Source organism: Thioalkalivibrio sp. HK1 (genome assembly GCA_000583135.1).
Classification (GTDB): Bacteria; Pseudomonadota; Gammaproteobacteria; order HK1; family HK1; genus HK1.
This window is the reverse complement of record JFBG01000060.1, coordinates 1-21,132: the sequence shown is the minus strand read 5'-3', so window position 1 is coordinate 21,132 and position 21,132 is coordinate 1. Positions and strand designations below refer to the sequence as shown.

The 21,132-nt window shown below is 60.0% G+C and carries 8 protein-coding genes; 2 read left to right on the top strand and 6 right to left on the bottom strand.

Annotated features, from left to right (window positions below):
- Window positions 1-337: 337 nt before the first annotated feature.
- Complete coding sequence (locus BF99_RS0114990; protein ID WP_025771584.1) at window positions 338-4,570, bottom strand: hypothetical protein; 4,233 nt, start codon at window positions 4,568-4,570, stop codon at window positions 338-340.
- A 710-nt stretch (window positions 4,571-5,280) separates the two neighbouring features.
- Here BF99_RS0114990 and aspS point away from each other — a divergent pair.
- Entirely contained in the window at window positions 5,281-7,077 is a 1,797-nt protein-coding gene (gene aspS / locus BF99_RS0114975; protein ID WP_025771580.1) for an aspartate--tRNA ligase, read from the top strand.
- A gap of 180 nt (window positions 7,078-7,257) precedes the next feature.
- Here the strand turns inward: aspS and BF99_RS21115 are convergent, their stop codons facing one another.
- The 5 genes from BF99_RS21115 to BF99_RS0114935 all read right to left on the bottom strand — a co-directional run bounded on the left by BF99_RS21115 (window position 7,258) and on the right by BF99_RS0114935 (window position 20,033).
- On the bottom strand, window positions 7,258-13,533 hold the full coding sequence (locus BF99_RS21115) for a beta strand repeat-containing protein (protein ID WP_156013354.1): 6,276 nt from the start codon (window positions 13,531-13,533) through the stop codon (window positions 7,258-7,260).
- A 308-nt stretch (window positions 13,534-13,841) separates the two neighbouring features.
- Entirely contained in the window at window positions 13,842-14,972 is a 1,131-nt protein-coding gene (locus BF99_RS0114950; RefSeq protein ID WP_025771577.1) for an ABC transporter ATP-binding protein, read from the bottom strand.
- A 178-nt stretch (window positions 14,973-15,150) separates the two neighbouring features.
- The gene (locus BF99_RS0114945; protein ID WP_025771575.1) at window positions 15,151-16,971 is read right to left on the bottom strand and encodes a hypothetical protein; all 1,821 of its coding nucleotides are present in this window, start codon (window positions 16,969-16,971) and stop codon (window positions 15,151-15,153) included.
- Window positions 16,972-17,274: 303 nt separating this feature from the next.
- The gene (locus tag BF99_RS0114940; protein ID WP_051482941.1) at window positions 17,275-18,939 is read right to left on the bottom strand and encodes an ABC transporter permease; all 1,665 of its coding nucleotides are present in this window, start codon (window positions 18,937-18,939) and stop codon (window positions 17,275-17,277) included.
- Between the two features lie 56 nt (window positions 18,940-18,995).
- Window positions 18,996-20,033, bottom strand: coding sequence for an extracellular solute-binding protein (locus tag BF99_RS0114935; RefSeq protein WP_025771573.1), 1,038 nt, complete (start codon window positions 20,031-20,033; stop codon window positions 18,996-18,998).
- A 310-nt stretch (window positions 20,034-20,343) separates the two neighbouring features.
- On the opposite strand from BF99_RS0114935, the gene BF99_RS0114930 reads away from it, so the two are divergent.
- The gene (locus BF99_RS0114930) at window positions 20,344-20,907 is read left to right on the top strand and encodes a YqgE/AlgH family protein (protein WP_025771572.1); all 564 of its coding nucleotides are present in this window, start codon (window positions 20,344-20,346) and stop codon (window positions 20,905-20,907) included.
- Window positions 20,908-21,132 lie beyond the last annotated feature (225 nt).

Genomic DNA, 21,132 nt, shown 5'->3' with positions numbered 1-21,132 from the left:
GATGTTTCGATCGATTCCGATCACTCGATCCGATCGGCCGATCGGCCGGTTGCGCCATTCGAAGGGGCGACCGAAAGACGAACGAGGATTCCTTCGCCGTCTCGAGGCGATTCCCCGAGAAAATGGAATCCGCGGTGCGAAAAGCGACGGCGTTCCTTTCGATGCGCTTGTCGATGATGCGCCGATTGACGAGGGGACAAGGATCGACGATGTCGGGGATTAGAAAACCCGACATCGCAAATCCCTCAAGTGAATCCCTTGGGGGCGCTCGTTACTTACGCTCGCAAGGCGAGAGATTTCGCACCCTCGATATCGAAAGCGCAGATCGGATCGTCGTTTACCGGCCTCTTCCGGTCGCGCTGTTATTGACCAGCGCCCCGCCGCCACCGGTGCGGGTCAGCACCTGCACCGTGAAGGGGTGATCCGAATTGATCTCGCAGGCAAGGCCCATCCCGGCCCATCGATGACCGATCAGATCGACCAGATCTTCGCTTTGCAGGTGGTAAACGCTCGAACGCCTGACGGTGATGAATGCCTCGTCGTACATCGTCCCGTCATCGGCGAAACAAACGATGCTCATCCCGACGCAATGCTCCGCATCGGGGGCGAGGCATCGGATGCGCAAATTCGATTCCTCGGGGGTGTCGGGCGAGGGAATCGATTCGACATCCACCCGATATCCCGAACCCTCGGGAACGCTGCCGAGCACCGCGCTGTTGTTGACCAGCACCCCGTCTCCGGATCGCGTCCAGACCTGAGCGCTGATCATCTCCTCGCTTCGAAGGGCGCAACCCAACCGACCCTTGCCGGACCATGAAGCGCCGGTATGGTGCTCGATATCCGCCGCCGTCAGGGTCAGCGCACCATGGGCGGGGATCGCCTGGGGAACCCGGCCTTCGAACGACGAGCCGTCATCCTGTGCGGTGCAATCGAGCTTGACGAAGCAAGGAGTGTCCTGCTTGCAATGCACCCGTACGGTCGAACTGTCTTGCACCGATGTCGAGGGAAGCGCCAAGGCGTAGGCTCTCACCGGGAGGGGATCGTTATGATCTCTCACCGAGACATCGATTCTTTGCTCGGAAAAACCCTCGGCGCCGATGGTGATGGTGTCTTTGTCGTGCTGCGCATCGGCGTCGACGGCGGCGCTCAAAGAGACGAACTGCGGCTTGCTCCAGTTATCGAGGGTGAAGACGAGGGAATTCGCAGAGAGGGTGATATCGTCGTTGTCGTTCGATAGCGAAATCACGGTGTCCTCTGCGGGACTCAAACCGAGCCTGACGCTCAAGGTCTGCGTTGCGCCCTCGTCGATATATAACGTGTCGAGCGGATAGACGATCAGCGTATTGCCCGAGAATCGATCGACGATATCGATCTCGACCGTCTTATCGGGATTGATATTGATACCGCCCTCGGCGACGAGTTCGATCTCGACATCTTGGTGGTCGTCGGCGTCATCGTCCGGCACTGCGTTGACGATGAATTCATGGCCGTCGCTCGCTTTCCAGCCGTAGGCGGGGAAGGTCAATGTTGTCGGGGAGATCGAGACATGGTATTTGTCATTGTCATCGTCCTCGTCCTTGTCATCGTCCAAGATCGAGATCGACACGGTGACCGTCGATGCCGGTTGTTTATCGAGCTTGACCTTGAATACAACGCCATCACCGCCTTCTTCGATCTCGACATTGCTGATGTCGGATTCCTCGACGGTCTGAGTTACCAGTCGAGTCACTATCATCATGCCGGCGGGAATATCGGCCTCTTCGACCTTGACCTTCTTCCTTATGGAAGGGGCCGTCATCCCGTCGGTGGCGGAAACGACGATGAAGATATTCTCCTCGTCCATGGCGTCGTCATCGAAACGCGCCTTGACGGTCACCGTCTGGGGCACCATGCGATCGGCATTGGTGAAGGTCAGCCTTGACGGCGTTATCGTGATCGGACAGGCGGTGGCATCGGTGGTGCCGGCGCCGGCGCAGCGATCCTCGGGATCGTCGATCGTCAGCGACAAGGTGGCATTAGAAGACAAGATAGTATCGCTACCGAGTTCGACGGTGAAGGTGTCGCCACTGTCATCACCCTCGGTGATTGTGAGAATATCGTTGCCGTCGAATTTGATCATCCCTTTATCATTGTCATCGACCCGAACCATCATGGTCCTATTGGGAGCGGTGTAGCCGGTGACGGACAAGGTGATGGTGACGTTCTCGTGCGTGGCATCGGTGTCATCCATCGCAGTCACCGTGACCTGCTGCGGCACATTGTAGTTATTCGAGTCGAAGGTCAGCGACGCCGTGTTAACCACAACCGCCCCGGTATCGCCGCTTAGGAACGATACGGTGGCGCTCGAAGCCGGGGCGGCGCCGAGGGAGACGTAAAAAGAGCCATCATCCTCTTCGGTCAAAGTGATATCGGTGGCGCTAAGAACGATGCCGTCTTTATCGATCACATCGATACCATGTTCCTTGTCCGGGGCGGTATAACCGTCGGTGGGGGAGACGGTCACGGTGGCGCTCTCGCTCGAGGCATCGCTGTCGTTGACCGCGCGGACCCTCACCGCCTGCGTCAGATGGTAGTTGGCGGGGGTGAATGTCAGGGTTGCGGGGGAGACCTCGATGGCCCCGACATCGCTGCTTTCCACCGATAAAACGGCATCCGAGGTCGGAGCGGCCTTCAAAGAGACGAGGACGATACCGTCGGGGCCGCCCTCTTCGAGGATCGATGCGGAATCCTCGTCGATGAGGATCTCTCCATCGACATCGGTGATGGTGATATTCGCCGTCTTGGCCTCGGCGCGATAATCCCCATCGGCGTAGGAAAGGGCGATATCGACCTTGACATTATTGTCGGTACCGTCGGCGTCCTTCTTCCCTGCCGCGTCCAACTTGACCGTCTGCAGGGTATCGTAGTTCGTGGTGGAGAAGACCAGCGTCGACGGCTTGACCGTCAGCGCCGCACTATCGCCGCTCGTTACCGTCAAGTACACGTAGCCATCGCCGGCGCCATCCATCTTCGGGGGTGCACCGAGTTTGACTTCGAATTTGCTTTGGTCCGTGTCCTCGTTGAAGGTAACCGACCCCGGGCTCACGATAATCTCCGCATCATCATCGAGCACCTTGACCGATTTTGTCACCGCATCCCTACCCGTCAGACTATGGGATAGGGTGATGTCGGCTTCTTCGTCGGAGCCATCGCTATCGCCGACCGCAGTGACGGTCACCTCTTGCGCCGTATCGTAGTTCGAGGAAGTGAAGGTCAGCGTCGCCGGCGAGACCGTGAACGCTCCGGTATCCCCGCTCGATACCGAAACGGTGTCGCTCGAAATCGGGGGGCCGCTGAGTGTGACGTTGAAGGTGGCGGTGGCGCCCTCACGGATCTCGATCGGATCGAGGCCGACGACCATCTTTCTGTCGTCATCGCTCACTTCGACCGATTTCGTCACATCGACGGCGGTGATGCCTTCGCTGACGGATAGGGTGACGGTGGCCGTGTCATGGTCGGCATCCTCATCGTCGAGCGCGGTGACGGTTACCTCTTGCTCCTCGTCGTAGTCATCCGGCGTGAAAGTCAGCGTTGCCGGGGAGACCGAGAAGGCCAGATCTTCGGTTGAGGGGACGGCTTCGATCGTCACCGACAAAACCGCCCTCGATGCCGGCGGGGCGGCGAGTTTGACGGTGAAGGTGCCCTCTCGATCGTCGACATGGCCCTCTTTCAGCTCGATGGCATCATTGGAAAGCACGATGCCGCCGTCGTCGTCGGCAATCTCGATCGATCTCACCACATCCAAGGCGACGATGCCGCCGGAGACGGATAGGGTGATGGAGCCGCTATCGTCGGTGGCGTCGGCATCTTCGGCCGCCGTGATGGTGACGGTTTGATCCGTCCCCCAATTCGAGGTGTTGAAGGTGAGGGTGCCGCTGGATAGGGTACTGCCGGAAAGGGTGATATCGTCGTTGGTTTTCGATAGGGATAGGGTGACGGTCGAACTGGGCTGCTTACCGAGCTTGATTTTGATATCCTTGGATTCGCCCTCGTCGAAGTCGGAGAAGTCTGTGTTAGGAGTGGTAGGAAGCGTCAGGACGATCTCGCTGACCGGAATCGATCGGGGTTCGTTGATCGTGACCTGCTTGGTCACATTCGGAGCATCGGTGCCGCCGGTGGCGGATAGGGTGATGGTATCGGTATTGACGATCGCATCGTCATCGTACCCGGCGGATGCCCTCACGATTTGGGGCGTGGAATAGTTTTCGGTGGTGAAGGTCAAGGTGGTCTTGTCGAGCGTCAACAGCGCAGTCGTCTTCGTCAAGGTGATGGTTACATCCGCGCTCGGTTGCTTATCGAGTCTGATGGAGAACGGCTTTTCGTCTCCTCCTTCCCTTAGCGAAAGGACGCCCGATGGAGAAACGATGATCGATGCCTTCTGAACATCGGGGCCTTGCTGCCCCATCGCCGGACCGGGAAAGGCGGCGAGCATCAGCAGCGAGCCGACGAGCGCAAGCGAAGCGGCAATCCTCTCGGGCCAAAGAAGAAGTGCCGGCTTTGCATTCGAGGCGGCGCGATCAATCGTCAGCATCCTTCTTATCATCGTCGGCACTCCTTAAAGGGTCACGGCTGCTCGTTGTACTGGCTGTTTCACGAAGACCGCCATCGTTTGGGGTATCCGTCATCGGAACACTCGGATACGCGAAACCCCGTCTTCCGCCGGCGCAAGGGCGGGGCATATACGAAATTTCCCTCGGCCGGGCTTTCGAATCGGAGCCCTGCGCCTGAGGATTTGCGTATAGCGGTCGGCGTCGATATCACAAGATATCGAAAGCGAGCGACGGTATCGCCGTTCATTATAAACCGCATCTCGCCGAGGCGATGATCGGAAATAGGGCGAGGGCGTCGGGCGGGCACGGTTCTTTAGCGCGATCGATCGCGGAATCGAAGATGACAAAGGGGGCATCGAAGAGGCGAAAAAGCGCTTGGATCGATTCTTTTTCATCGATCGAGATGGAATCGAAACGCCCTCGAAATGCCTTCGATCCGGGAAGTTCGCTCGCAACCCCTGCCCGATCATCCTTCTCATGGCGCATAATATCCGCCGGATATCGAATCGGCGGCGCGCTAAGGAGCGATGGCTCGTTCATGACCCGATCGATCGTTGCAAGGCTTTCCATCGAGCGGACCGAAGCATCGTTCGGAAAGTTGCGGACCCGCCGCCTTCGATATCTCGAAATCGACGATCGGCTTTTTTCACCCTCTATTTTCACCTCCTCAAAGGACTTGAAGACCAAGGCCATGCGATCACATTTTTGCGCAACCGTCACCGAAGAACTGATCGGAAGCACCCTCACCCTTTGCGGCTGGGTGCACCGCCGCCGCGACCATGGCGGAGTCATCTTCATCGATCTTCGAGACCGCAGCGGTCTGGTGCAGGTGGTCTACGATCCCGATACCGCCGAGGCCTTCGCCACCGCCGAGCAAGTGCGCTCGGAATATGTCTTGCGCACCACCGGAAGGGTGCGCGCCCGGCCCGAGGGAACGCTGAATCCGGAACTGCCGACGGGGACCATCGAGGTTTTGGGGGAGAGCCTTGAAATCCTCAATCCCTCGCTGCCGCCGCCTTTTTTGCCGGACGATGCCGATGTCGGGGAGGAGACCCGACTTCGCTATCGCTATATCGACCTTCGCAGCCGCAAGATGTTCGAGCGGATCGAGATGCGATCTCGAATCACCCGAGCGATGCGGGAATTTCTCGATGCCCGAGACTTCCTCGATATCGAGACTCCGATGCTGACCAAGGCCACCCCCGAAGGGGCGCGGGACTATCTGGTGCCGAGCCGGACCCAACCCGGCAATTTCTTCGCCCTTCCGCAATCGCCCCAGTTATTCAAACAGCTGCTGATGATGGCGGGCTTCGAGCGCTATTACCAGATCGTGCGCTGCTTTCGAGACGAGGATCTGCGCGCCGACCGCCAACCGGAATTCACCCAGCTGGATATCGAGACCTCCTTTCTCGATCTCGATGGCATCACCGATCTGATGGAATCGCTGATACGCCATGTCTTCAAGGGCGTGCTCGGGGTCGAACTGCCAGATCCCTTCCCCCGCATGCGCTGGGAGGAGGCCATGCGGCGCTTCGGCAGCGACCGCCCCGACCTGCGCAATCCGCTGGAATTGGTCGATATCGGGGATCTCGTGCAAGAGACGGGCTTCAAGGTCTTTGCCGCGCCCGCCGCCGATCCCCAAGGACGGGTGGCCGCCCTGCGCCTGCCCGGCGGGGGGCGGCTGACTCGCTCGGCCATCGACGAATACACCCGATTCGTTGCGAACTACGGGGCCAAGGGGCTGGCTTGGATCAAGGTCAACGAGAAGGCCAAGGGCATCGAGGGCCTGCAATCCCCGATCGTCAAATTCCTAAGCGAGACGGCGGTGCAGGGGATTTTGGAACGAACCAATGCCGATGACGGGGATTTGATCTTCTTCGGGGCGGATCGGGCGAAGGTCGTCAACGATTCGCTGGGGGCGCTGCGGACGGTGTTGGCCCGGGATTCGAATCTCATCGAAGAGGGTTGGCGAATCCTGTGGGTGGTGGGTTTTCCGATGTTCGAATACGATCCGATCGAGGGTCGCCACAGCGCGTCCCACCATCCCTTCACCGCCCCCGATAGCGATGATGTCGCGACCATCGAGGCTGCGGATCCGACGCTCGAATCGCTCTCTTACGATATGGTGCTCAACGGCTCGGAGATCGGCGGCGGGTCGGTGCGCATCCACCGCCGCGAGATTCAGCAGGCCGTCTTTCGCGTCCTTCGCATCGACCCCGAGGAGGCGCAAGAGCGCTTCGGTTTTCTGCTCGATGCCTTGGGTTTCGGCTGCCCCCCGCACGGCGGAATCGCCTTCGGGCTGGATCGGCTGGCGATGCTGATGACCGGATCCGCCTCCATCCGCGATGTCATCGCCTTCCCCAAGACCCAAACCGCCGGGGATCCGCTGACCGGAGCCCCCGCCCCCGCCAATGCCCGACAACTACGCGAACTGGGCATTCGTATCCTTCGAAGCGAGAAGGATGCGAAGGGCGATGGAGGGGATTGACAAGAATCGATAAGAGTCGATAAGGGTTGATAAGGATCGATATCGCCCGGATTTTGCGGGCGATATCGGATTCGTCGAGCCTTGTGTCATCGCCGGCGACGCTCGCCTATCGATGGATCGAAGAATCGATCGCTCGCCTATCGGGGGGATCCGAAGACTCGATCCCCGCCAACGCTTAGCCTATCGAGGCATCTCTCCCGTCGCGCTGTTATTGACCAACGCTCCGCCCCCTCCGGTGCGGGTCATCACTTGCACCGTGAAGGGGTGATCCGAGCGAAACTCGCAAGTAAGCCCCAGCCCCGTCCACCGATGACCGATGCGCGTCGCCAGCTCTTCGCTTTGCATGTGATAGACGGTCAGGCGCTCGATCGCCCCCAACCCCACATCGAATCGCCTTCCATCGTCGTCGAAGCAGGAAAAACCGGCGCGGGTGCAATCGAAGCCTTCGGGGGCGAGGCATCGGATGCGCAAATTCGATTCCTCCGGCCCGTCGGGGGAGGGAATCGATTCGATATCCGCCCGATACCACCGGTACTCGGGGGCGCTGTCGATCGCCGCGCTGTTGTTGACCAATACCCCGTCGCCCGAACGCGTCCACACTTGGGCGGATATCCTTTCCGCGCTTCGAAGGGCACAACCCAAACGGCCCTTGCCGGACCATGAACCCCCGCCGGTATAGTCCTCGATATCTTGCACCGTCAACGTGCGCGTGCCATAAGCGGGGATCGGACCGCGGATCCAACCCTCGAAGTGCGAGCCGTCCTCCTGCGCGTTGCAGTCGAGGAAGACAAGGCAAGGGGTCTGTTGTTTGCAGCGCACCCTCAAGATCGCATCGTCCGCCACCGAAGAAGGGGGCAGGGCGAGGCTTCGAGCCCTCATCGGCAAGGGCTCGGTCGTGTCCTTGACCTCGACGATCACACTTGTTCCGGAAAAATCCTCGGCGCTCAGGACGATGACCTCGTTCTCGCCGGAGACATCCTCGTCCTCGACGGCGCCGACGATGACGGTCTGCGGCCGATTCCAATGCGCCGGTTCGAAATCCAACGAAGACGGGGAAAGCATCAAGCCCTCACCGGGATTCGACAGCGATACCGTGGTATCGGCATCCGGCCGAGAACCCAAGGTGACCAAGAGCGTCACCGACCCGCCTTCGTCGACGAGAAGCCTTCGCTCCGGGCTTGTGATGATCGAGCCTCCCGAAAGCCCGTCGGTGATGGAAACCGCCCGGGTCACGCTCGCCGCGACGAGGCCGCTTTCGGCGCTCACGGTGATGGTATCGGTCTCGTTGGCATCGTCATGATCGGGATCGGCGATGACGAGGACGCTGCGCGCTTGATTGTAGTTGGATGAATCGAATGAAAGCGATGTCGGGGAGAACCTTATATCCTCGTTGGTATTCGAAAAAACGATCGTGACGTCTCTTTTGGGCGCGGTATCGATGCTGACTTCGATGACCCCCGTGCCGCCCTCGTCGATATTCAAGGTCGAAGGTGCATCGAGGACGATATTTCCCGCCACCTCGTCATCTTCGACGGCGATGGTCTTCATCGCATCCGAGGCGGTATAGCCTTCGGTCACCGCCACGGTGATGGCAACGCTCTCATCGTCGGCATCGGCATCTTCCACCGGAGTCACGGTGATCGTCTGCGCCGTAGCGTAGTTCAAGGGGGTGAAGGTCAGCGTTTGCGGGCTAGCCGTCAGCGCCGCCGGCTTGGCGCTCGAAACCGACAAGACGGCGCTCGAAGCCGGGGGAGCGGCGAGTTTGACGGTGAAGGTACCGGAGTCTCCATCCTCGACGATGTCGACCGCTCCGGCGCTGATATCGATCCTCCCATCGTCGTCGATCACCTCGACCGTCGCCGATAGACCCGATGCCGGGTATGCATCGGAGGATGTCAGCTGGACGGCCACCGACTCGTCGGTGCCGTCGGCATCCTCGACCGCCGTCAAGATGACCATCTGCGCCGTAGCATAGTTCGAGGGGGTGAAGGTCAAGGTGGCCGGCGAAACCGTGACCGCCCCCGTATCGCCGCTTTCCACCTCGACGGTGGCGTTCGAAGCCGGAGCGGATACGAGTTTGACGGTGAGGCTGCCGACGCTGCCGCCCTCGATGATCGAAATATTCGTGCCGCTCACCACGATCTTGCCGTCGTCGTCCTTCACCGCGACATCCTTGGTCGCATCCGAGGCGCGGTAGCCGGCGGTGGCGGCCACGGTGATGGCGACGCTCTCGTCGCTTCGGTCGGTATCGTACAAGGGGGTCAGGATCACCCTTTGCGGCGTGGCGTAGTTCGAGGAGGTGAAGGTCAAGGTGCCGGGGGAGACCGTCACCGCACCGATATCGCCGCTCACCACCGAGAAGGTGGCGCTCGACGTCGGGGGCGCAGCGAGGGTGACGGTGAAGGCACCGGTGATGCCTCCTTCGATCAACTCGACCTCGTCGTCGCTGATCTCGATGCTCCCGTCATCGTCCCTCACGGTGATCGTCTTCGTTACGTTCAACGCCAAGTAGCCGGCGGTGGCGGCAAGGGTGATGGTGGCGCTATCGTCGCTGCCGTCCTCGTCGTGCACCGCCCTCACGGTCACCGTCTGCGGCGTGGCGTAGTTCGAAGGCGAGAAGGTCAGCGTCGACGGAGAAACCGTGGCCACCCCCGTATCGCCGCTGATCACCAACAAGGTGGCACTCGAAATCGGGGGCTCGGTGAGGGTGACGGTGAAGGTGCCGGTATCGCCGCCCTCGGTGATATCGACCACCTCGTTGCCGAGCTCGATGGCGCCGTCGTCATCGTTGACGGTGATCGTTTTCGTTGCATCCGAGGCGGTATAGCCTGCGGTCACCGCAAAGGTGATATCGGCGGATTCATCTCGATCGTCGTTATCGTCCGCCGGATAGACCGTCACCGTCTGCGGCGTGGCGTAGTTCGAAGCGGTGAAGGTCAGCGTTGCCGGGCTAACCGTGACCGAGAGCGTGTCGCCGCTCACAACCGATAGAGTGGCGCTTTGCGTCGGGGGGGCCGCGAGGGTGACGGTGAAGCTGTCGGCGCTGCCACCCTCGGTGAGGGCGACCGCCTTGGATTCGAGCAAGATGACCCCGTCATCGTCGATCACCGAGATCGCTTTCGTTGCATCCGAAGCCGTATAACCGCCGGTGACGGAAAGGGTGGCGGTGGCGGAATCATCCGTGCCGTCAATGTCCTGGGCTGCGGTCACGGTCACCGTCTGCGCCGTATTGTAGTTCGAGGAAGTGAAGGTCAGCGTGGCGGGTGAGACCGTGGCTTCCGGGGTGCTCGCAACCGATAGCGTGGCGCTCGAAGCCGGCGGGGCGGCGAGGGTGACGGTGAAGGTGCCGTCGGTGCCGCTTTCGATGGCGGTGACCGCCGGGCTGCTGATCTCGATGACACCGTCGTCGTCGATCACGGTGATCGCTTTCGTCGCATTCGTTGCCTCGTAGTCCCCGGGGGAAGAGATGGTGATGGTGGCGATGCTATCGGTGCCGTCGATGTCTTGGGCGGCGGTGACGGTCACCGTTTGCGCCGTATCGTAGTTGGCAGCAGTGAAGGTCAGCGTTGCCGGCGAGACCGTGGCCTTCGAATCGCCCGCAACCGATAGAACGGCACTCGAAGACGGCGGGGCGGCCAAGGTAACGGTGAAGGTGCCGGTGCCGCCGCCGCTTTCATTGATGGTGACCGCCGGGCTACTGACTTCGATCTCACCGTCATCGTCGGTCACGGTGATCGCTTTCGTTGCATCCGATGCGGTGTAGTCGTCGCTGTCGGAGACGGCAAAGGTGATATCGACGGACTCGGTGGTGCCGTCGTTATCGTCCACCGGGGTGACGGTCACCATTTGATCCGTAGAGTAGTTCGAATCGGTAAAGGTCAGCGTAGGCGGCAAAACCGTGACCGCTCCCGTATCACCGCTCGCAACCGACAAGGTGACGCTCGATGCCGGAGCGGCCCCGAGTTTGACGTTGAAGGTGCCGGCGCTACCGCCCTCGGTGAGATTGACCGCCGCACTGCTGATATCGATGGAGCCGTCGTCATCGCTCACGGCGATCGTTTTCGTTGCATCCGATGCGGTGTAGCCGCTGCCGGAGACGGCGAGGGTGATGGTGGTGGAATCATCCGTACCGTCGTCATCACCGGTCCCGGTGACGGTCACCGTTTGCGCCATATCGTAGTTAGTAGAAGTAAAGGTCAGCGTTGCCGGCGAAATCGTGGCTATGGTGGTGTCCATGCTCGTCACCGACAATGTGGCGCTCGAAGCCGGTGGAGCGGCGAGGGTGACAGTGAAGGTGCCGTCGGTGCCGTTTTCGATGGCGGTGACCGCTCCGCTGCTGATCTCGATCTCACCGTCATCGTCGGTGATGGAAACCGTTTTCGTTGCATCCGAAGCCTCGTAGCCGCTGGAAGTGGATACGGTGATGGTGGCGGTGCTATCCGTGCCGTCGTTGTCTTGGGCGGCGGTGACGGTCACCGTTTGCGCCGTATCGTAGTTGGCAGCAGTAAAGGTCAGCGTTGCCGGCGAGACCGTGGCCTTCGAATCGCCCGCAAGCGATAGCACGGCGGTCGATGACGGCGGGGTGCCCAATTTGACGGTGAACGTGCCGGTGCCGCCGCCGCTTTCGTTGATGGTGACCGCCGGGGTACTGACTTCGATCTCGCCGTCATCGTCGGTCACGGTGATGGTTTTCGTTGCATCCGAAGCGGTGTAGCCGCTGCCGGAGACGGCGAGGGTGATGGTGGTGGAATCGTCCGTACCGTCGTTATCATGGATTCCGGTGACGGTCACCGTTTGCGCCGTATCGTAGTTCGAGGTAGTAAAGGTCAGCGTTGCCGGCGAAATCGTGGCTATGTTGGTATCCATGCTCGTCACCGACAATGTGGCGCTCGAAGCCGGTGGAGCGGCGAGGGTGACGGTGAAGGTGCCCGCGGTGCCGTCTTCGATGGCGGTGACCGCTCCGCTGCTGATCTCGATGGCACCGTCATCGTCGGTCACGGAAACCGTTTTCGTTTCATCCGATGCCGTATAGCCGCTGGAGGTGGAAACGGTGATGGTGGCGGTGCTATCCGTACCGTCGGTGTCTTGGGCGGCGGTGACGGTCACCTCCTGCGCCGTAGCGTAGTTGGCAGCAGTAAAGGTCAGCGTTGACGGCGAGACCGTGGCTTTCGAATCGCCCGCAACCGATAGCACGGCGGTCGATGACGGCGGGGTGCCCAATTTGACGGTGAAGGTGCCGGTGCTGCCGCTTTCGACGACGGTGACCGCCCCGCTGCTGATCTCGATCTCACCGTCGTCATCGGTCACGGTGATCGTTTTCGTCGCATTCGATGCTGTGTAGCCGGTGCCGGTGACGGCGAGGGTGATGGTGACGGACTCGTTGGTGCCGTCGCTATCCTCTACCGGGGTGACGGTTATCATCTGCGCCGTATCGTAGTTATCATCAGTAAAGGTCAGCGTGGCCGGCAAGACCGTGACCGCATCCGTATCCCCGCTCGCAACCGATATCGTGGCGTTCGAAGCCGGAGGGGCGCCCAAGGTGACGGTGAAGGTGCCGGTGGTGCCGCCCTCGGTAAGATTGACCGCCGGAGTGCTGACATCGATGGAACCGTCATCATCGGTCACGGTGATCCTTACGGTCTTGTTATCGAGGAGAAGGCCGCTGGCGGCGGTGGGGGTGTAGGTGATAATGGCGGTATCGTCCGTGCCGTCAGTGTCTTGTTCGGCGGTGACGGTAATGGAATCAATGTTGGTGCTGGTGTTGCCGACGCGGATGCCGGTAAAGGTCCGCGAAGAATGATTGACAGTCACATCTTGGTTATCGCTTGTTATATTGAGAACGATATTTGATACAGGGGGCACAGCCGCCGTCAGCCAGACAGCTTGGACGTGTGAGTTCGAGCCTTCGGCGATCCGAGAGTTGCCCGGTGATGAGTGAATGGTGCCATCGGGGATCTCGGCCGGTTTGGCGACCACGAGATCGTCTCCTTGGCCGCATCCGGAAAGATCGGGGGAGGTGATGGATGCGCAGTTTCGAAAGCCCGATCGATATTGCGACATGGCACTTTTATATTCGAAGCAAACCCTTCCGGGAAGTTGGTCGCTTGCGTAGGTTACGGTATTGCTGCCAGGAGTTGCACTGATTTCGGCACCACTCAACTCGTCGCATGATCCGCTGGTTTGGAGCGCCCCCGTGACACTGATAGTTTCGTTGCAGTTATTGGTATAAACAATCGATGTCGCCTTGTCGCCAGTCTTGACAAGGCAGTTATCCAACACCAACGGGGTCTGTGCGCTTGCCGGGCCGGGGCCGGCGGCGAGCATGACAGCCAAGGCGAGCGCCGATGTCAGCAAGAAAGCCAAGCGAGACGGTCTTTCGGTACCGGGCGAGCCATCGAAGGGCACCGGCTGAGGGCGAGGGTTCGAACCGGTGCTATCCATCGTCGACGGATTCATGATCAAAAACGCTCCTTGTCACGGCTGCTCGGTCAATATCGATTTCGGTATGAAGGCGGCCATCGCCATTATTCATTATTTCGGCATTCGGCCCGACTCACAACGCCCTTGACCCTTCGGATCTTCGGTGATCGGGGTATTTTAGACATAACTCGACCTCTCGTTATAAACAATTTCCTCGAAGCGATGCAAAGCCCTTCGATATCGAGTCTTTTTTCGACGAATCGCCCTCTATCGAGGGCAATCTCGCCGACACCCTGGTATCGATGCGATCATCGGCGACGATCGCTCTTACGGATCGGCGATCCTCACCTCTTCGTCGATACCCCGAGGTCCGCCTTGTCCCAATCATCGGCAGCGAAGACAAAGGCACGATCGCCGGATACGCGAACCCCGACCGCCTTGCCCGCAGGCAGCGAAATCAAGCCGGGCAAGCGGGATTCGATACGAAGACCCTTCGAATCCGAGCAAGGCGCCGAGCTTTGCGCAGACTTAGGCTGCAAGCGCAACGAAATATGGGTTGCGGTGCCCAAAAAGCGCGCCGATTCCACTTTTGCGAACACGAATCCCTCGGCATCGGCAGCGTCCTCGGCGATTTCGATCGCCTCGGCCCGCACCAAGCACAGAACCCTTTGGCCATCTTGCATCTTCGGCGCGAAGAGGGATCCGAGGGCGGTGATCGCTCTTCCTCCTTGCACCTCGCCTTCGAGTTCGTTGACGGTTCCGAAGAGTCTGGCGGTGAAGGGATTCGACGGAGCGGTGTAGATATCGGCAGGGGCGGCGTCTTGCATCACCCTTCCTCGATGGAGGACCACGATGCGATCGGCGAGGAACATCGCCTCCTCGGGGTCATGAGTCACCATCAAGGTGGCGGCATCGCATCCTTTCAAAATCGCGCGCGTTTCCTCTCGCACCCGTTGCCTTAGATGACCGTCGAGGCCGGAGAAGGGCTCGTCGAGGAGCATGACCTGCGGCTTGGGAGCCAAGGCTCGCAACAAGGCGATGCGCTGCTGTTGCCCGCCGGAGAGGGTATGCGGCCAGCGCGAGCGAAGGTGCGAGAGTTGCAGCTCGCCCAGCGCCCCCTCGATCCATTCCCTCTCTTTTCGGCGATCGACACCTTTGAGACCGAAAGCGATATTTCCTTCCACCGTGAGATGGGGGAAAAGGGCGTAGTCCTGAAACATCAAGCCGGTATTGCGCCGCTCCGGAGGCCACTGCGGATCGCTGCCGCCTCGGGCGACCGATTCCCCGCCGATGGCGATGCTTCCGACCTGCAAGCGCTCGAGCCCGGCGATCAACCGCAACAAGGTGGTCTTGCCGCAACCCGATGGACCGAGCAGACAGACGATCTCGCAGGCAGCCACCTCGAGGCTCAAATCGTCGAGGGCAAGGGTCTGTTCGAAGCGATGGGAGAGGGAGTCGATCTCGAGTCTTGGCATCGTCTATCTTGATCGGGGTCGAAAAAGCGCCGGGTACGCCAAGCATCGGGCTAAAAGGCATCATGGATCGATGTTTCGCTCCTGTCGATCAGCCCCCATCGATGACGATCGATAGGCAAAGCGGCGCTTCGAGGCCGGTCTCGAAGCGCCGCTGTTCGCTCCTTCGTATCCGATTTCGCTACCTCGAGGGGGCAGCGGCTCGGACCGACCGGCCGCCATCGAGCAACAGGCCTTCGTCGCCGGTGCGGGTCAAGATCTGCACATTGAAGGGCTGGTCCGATAGCACCTCGCAGGCAAGCCCGATTCCCTCCCAGCGACTGCCGATGATCTCGGCAAGTTCCACGCTGTTGATATGGCGGATGCTTCCGGCAGCGATGGGATCGAGGGTGCCTTCGCGCATGGTACCGTCATCCTCGCTGCAACGGATGCGCAGCCGATCCCCCGATCCCCCGCATCGTTGGCCCGTCGCCGCCGTGCAGTGGATGCGGATATTCGATACATCGATGGCGCTCGGAGCCGGAACCGAATGCACTCGGGCTACATGGGTCGATACACCCATATCGTCGCCAATGCCTTCCATCTCTTCGCTGCGGATATAAGCGGTGTTGTTGACCTGCGGATTGTCGCCCGAGCGCATCCACACCTGCGCCCGGATATCCTTGTCGCTTCGAATGGCGCAGGTCAATCGCCCCATCCCCGCCCATGAAGTCTTGGTAATTCTCTCCTCGATCTCCGCTGCGCTCATTCTGCGCACCCCTCGAGGCGGAATCTCGAGATGGGCTCGGCGATAGAATCGATCGTTTCGCTGTGAATCGCCGGTCGCCGAAGCCGCCCGATCTCCCAATACCTCCCCCGACTGCGTGGTGCATTCGAGCCACGCCGGGCAATGGTGGTGATCGTCGTTGCAATACATCAGCAAACTGGCCTGATCGCGCGATTCCGAAGAAGAGATGGCGTAGGCATAAGCCCGGATCGGCAACGAGAAGGGGTCGGTGGCGGGATCGACCGAAGAAGGGGTATCGTCGGCGGGCATTTTGGGCGAGACTGCGCTTTGATTGGCAAAGGTCGCCCCGTCGATGACATCGCTCATCCCCAGATTGATCGGTTGATCGGAGCGAACCTCGCAGGAGAGCCCTCTTCCCTCCCAACGATGATCGATGATCGAGGCGATGACCACTTCGTCCAGGAAGGCTCTGGAATGACGCGGGAGCATCCCGATCGGAACTTCGTGCACGGCACCGTCATCATCGCTGCAACTCACCCAAACTTGGTCTTCGACCTCGCAAGAGGGGTCGGTGGTGGGGCTGCATCCGCAATCCTCGCCTTCGGGGGCTTTGCAAAAGATGGTCACTCGGGTGAATTCGGTCGGCGAGGTCATCGCCGGGGATTTGATGGAATGAATCACCGCCGATTGATAGTGCCCGGTTTGAACGCCGCTGATGTCGAGGATGCCTCGTTCCTCGCTTTCGCTCCACCCCGAAATAAGCGACAACCGCCCGTCGGAGGTGCGTTCGAGCTGCTGCACCGTTGCGTCTTGCCGGCTATAGACCCGGCAGGTGATACCTGCGGTCCTATCCCACGAGATCACTTCCATCAACTCCTCGATCTCGACGGTGCGACCTTGTCTGGCGGGCATCGGCGCAAAGGTGCCTTCGAATTGATTCTCACCATCGTAGGTGGCGCATTCCATGGAGATGGTGCAACTTGTCGCATGTTCGTTGCAATAAAAGCGCAAGGTGCTATCGCCTCGCTCCAAGACTTGGGCTCCCATGACGAACCCCGGTCCTACCGGCCCTCCCGAGGCGGTGGTCGAAGGCGGAAAATCGAGGGCGAAAGCGGCGCTCGTCATCGAAAGCACCGATCCGGCAAAGGCCAAGGCAAAACCGCCTCTTGTCGAATCGAAAAGACCCCCGAACCATCGAGCGAACGCCGTCGATTCCCATCGTCCGTCGTTGATTCGTCGTTGATTCGTCGTTGATTCGTCGTTGAAAATATTCATTGATTAACTCCGCTTTGGATTGCCATAACCGCTTCGATATCGTCGAAGCCTTTGGATTACACCCGCTGTTCATTCGCCTCGTTTCCCGAGGCTCGTCTTGCTCGGATCGAGCGGCTTGCCGCATTGTCATCATCAAGTCCTGCGGCATTTTCATGCCGCCGATCATCGACGATCTTCACCCTCGCAAGACTTCATTTTATATCCTATTGCTACATTTCATTCAATCACATCGTTTTCTCAGATGCGCCGATCAAATCCGTCCAAGGCTTGGAGATATCCGCTACCGGCTCGAAGAGCGATGCCCTATCGTCGGATATTGCGCATCGATGCCACCGCCCGACTCATCAAAATGACCGGAACGATCCCGGCGGCGACGATGGTCAATGCCCCCAAAGCGCATTCCTCCAACAACTCGTCCGAGGCATAGCGATAGACGAAAGTCGCCAAGGTTTCGTAGTTGAAAGGGCGCAGAATCAGGGTCAGCGGGAGCTCCTTCATGGTATCGACGAAAACGAGCAGAGCCGCGGTCGAAACGCTCGGCCGCAGGAGCGGGAAGTGGACCTCGGCAAAGGAGCGAGAGGGACTTGCGCCCAAGGTGCGCGCCGCCCCCTCGATAGCGGGGGTGATGCGGGCAAGACCGGCATCCATGGTGCGATAGCCCAAGGCCATGAACCGAACCGTATACCCGACGATCAGCGACACCACCGTGCCGCTAAGGAGCAGCCCGACCGATGACATCCCGAAGATCTGCGTAGCGATGAAATCGAGGGCGCGATCGATATGACCCAAGGGGGCGACGATCCCCACCGCCAACACCGCTCCGGGGATCGCATAGCCGATGGTGGCGAACTCCGCCAAGGATTTGACCGGGCGACTCGATGACAAACGCACCCCGTAGGCGAGCGCAACCCCGATCGCCGTCGTCAGCAAAGCGGCCCATGCCGCCAGGAACACGCTATTGATCACAAAATCGAGATAGTCGGCATCCAGAGTCTTGGCATAGAACTCGATGGCATAACGAGCGAGCACCAGCGCGGGCAATACGAAACCGAGGAGCACCGGCAAGGCGCACCATATCGATGCGACGATCTTCGAAGGCCCGGTCAACGAGGTGGGCGTCAGCGGCGGACGGCCGCGGCGGGTGGTATCGTGAAAGCGCCGGCCTTTACGACTGATCCGCTCCAAAGCGACCAGGCACAAGGCGAATGCCGCCAACATCGAGGCCAGCTGCGCCGCTCCCCTCACCCTATCCATATTGAGCCATACATCGAAGATCCCCGCGGCCAGCGTCGGCACCGCGAAGAAATCGATCGTGCCGTACTCGTTGAGCGTCTCCATCAAGGCCAGACTCGCTCCGACCACGATCGCCGGACGGGCCAGCGGCAAGGCGACGGTCAAAAAAGCGGATAGGGCTCCTTTGCCCAAACAACGACCCGCTTCGAACAAGGCCGTCCCCTGCTCGATGAAAGAGGCTCGCGCCAAGAGATAGACATAGGGGTAAAGAACGAGGGAAAGCACGATCGCCGCCCCGCCCAAGGAGCGGATCTCGGGGAAGTAATAGTCCCTGGCCGAGCTCCAACCGAACCAGGCGCGCAGCGCGCTTTGCACGGTGCCGGCATATTCGAGCTGGTCGGTGATCACGAAGGCGAGGATATAGCCGGGCACCGCCAAGGGCAGCAACAGAGCCCACGAGAGGATGGAGCGCCCCGGAAAGCGGTACATCGTCACCAACCACGCCGTCGATGCCCCCAAAAGAACGGTCCCTATCCCCACCCCGACCATCAACAAGAGCGTATTCGATAGGTAGTCCCAAAGGACGGTCGAGACCAAATGCGCCCAGATACCCGAGTCCGGCTGCGAACTCGGGCCGAAGCCGACGAAGAGGATGGAGCCCAAAGGAATGGCGATCAGCGCTCCGATCAGCAAGGCGATCAGAACCCAAAGATCCGGGCGCATTCGACGCGGCATGGAAAACAATTATGGAAAACGATCGAACGATCGGGCGATCATCGGATCCTTTATCCCTATCGGGACGGGCCGCTATCGAAACGGGTCTTGTCGACCAATCGGGTGGCCGTCTCCCGATGGCGGGCGATCTCGGCCAGCGGAAGAGAATCCGCTTTGAACCTCCCCCAGGACTCGACCAGAGGATGCGTTGCGATCCCCTCCTTGACCGGGTATTCGAAGTTGACGGTGCCGTATTGGCTTTGGGCCTCGTCCCCGGCGAGGAACTCGATCAAGGCGATCGCTTCATCCCGATTTTTGGCGCCTTTGAGCAACGCCGCTCCGGAGATGTTGACGTGGTTTCCGCGATCGTCCACATCGAAAAAGCGCACTTCCACCGCTTGCGCCCATCGCTTTTGTTCCGGTTTTTCCTCGTTGGTGGCCATCTTGCCCATGTAATAGTGGTTGGAGATGGCGATATCGCAGACCCCTTCGTAGACGCCCTTCGCTTGCGCGCGGTCGTTGCCTTGGGGTTTGCGAGCGAGGTTGTCGCGCACGCCCGCCAGCCACCTTTCTGCCGCCTCCTCTCCCTCATGGGCGATGATCGAGGCGATGAGGGCGACGTTATAAGGATGCTTGCCCGAGCGAGTGCAGATCTTCCCTCGATGAGCGGGATCGGCGAGATCGGCAAGGGTTTTCAAGGGACCGGGAAGCCACCGATCGCGCGATACGAGGGCGATGCGAGCCCGGGTGCTAAGCGCGAACCAAAGCCCCTCGGGATGACGCAGATGAGAAGGAATCGCATCTTCGAGGATCGATGATTGCACCGGCTCCAACAATCCGGCCTTGCGTAGCGCATCCAAACGACCGATATCCACCGTCAGCACCGCATCTGCAGGGTTGTTGTTTCCCGCTGCCCGAATCTTCTCCGCCATCCCCTTGTCGACGAAGGAGATATTGACCTCGATACCGGTCTTTTGCGTGAACGATTCGAGCATCGGCTCGATCAGGAAGGGCTGCCGGTAGGAATAGAGATTGACCTCCCCCGAGGCGAAGGCCTGCGTGAACGGCTGCATGAACAGCGATGTCGTCAAGCAAAGAGCGAGCGCATAGCGCATCGATGAATCCCCTTCATCCCTTTTCGTGTCGATGAAAATCACCATGAACCGGAGCCGGGCAATTAGTAATCCATTTTTCGATCAAATGCAAATGATTCTCATTTATAAAAACCCCGATCCGAAAAATCGGCCCGATCCGGCGGCGGCTCTTTATCGGAAAATCGAAAAGGGCGGCTGCCGATTCGCTCGGACTCCCATCCTCCTCGAAGGGGCGAAGACCGTCGATGCGGGCCATCGATGCCGCATCGATGGCTCGTTTTTCACGGACCTTGCTTTTACCGATTTGCTTTTAGTAAGCCCGGATGCTGCGATAATCCTTCCTATGAATCTGACCGACCAGTTCCTGATCGCGATGCCGGGGATGAGCGATCCCGGATTCGAGCGCACGGTGACGCTGATCTGCGCCCATGGCGAGGAGGGAGCGATGGGGATCGTCATCAATCGCCCCATCGATATGCCTTTCACCGATCTTCTATCGCAGGTGGGAATCCAAGCAGGTAGCGCGGATGTCGATCACATCCCGTTGATCCAAGGAGGGCCGGTGCGCGGCGAGGTGGGTTTCGTCCTGCATTATCCGGCGGGAGGATTCCAATCGGTATTGACGCTCGAAAGCGGGATCGGGGTCGCCACCTCGAAAGATATCCTGTCCGCCACCGCAAAGGGAGAAGGGCCGCAAAAGGCGATCGTGGCCCTTGGCTATGCCGGTTGGGATACGGGGCAGCTGGAAAACGAAATGCGGCGAAATGCTTGGCTGACCGGCCCCGCCGATTTGCGAATCGTCTTCGAGACCCCCTTCGAGCGGCGTTGGGACGAGGCGACCCGCTCGCTCGGCATCGATCCTTCGCAGCTCTCCTCGCAAGCGGGCCACGCCTGATCGCCTTCGCTCGATCGAAGACGGCGAGGATCGATAACCCTCCGCTTGCCTTCGAAGGGTTGCGATTCATCGAACACCGACTCGCATCGACCATCGAGGATCGAACAGGCCCTCTTTCATCGTCTTGTTAGCCTTCGATGCCACCGGCTTCGATAGACCCTCGGATCGATTGGGATATGGTGGAAAAAGACCCCCCGGCCCTACCCGAAGGCACCCTGATCGCCT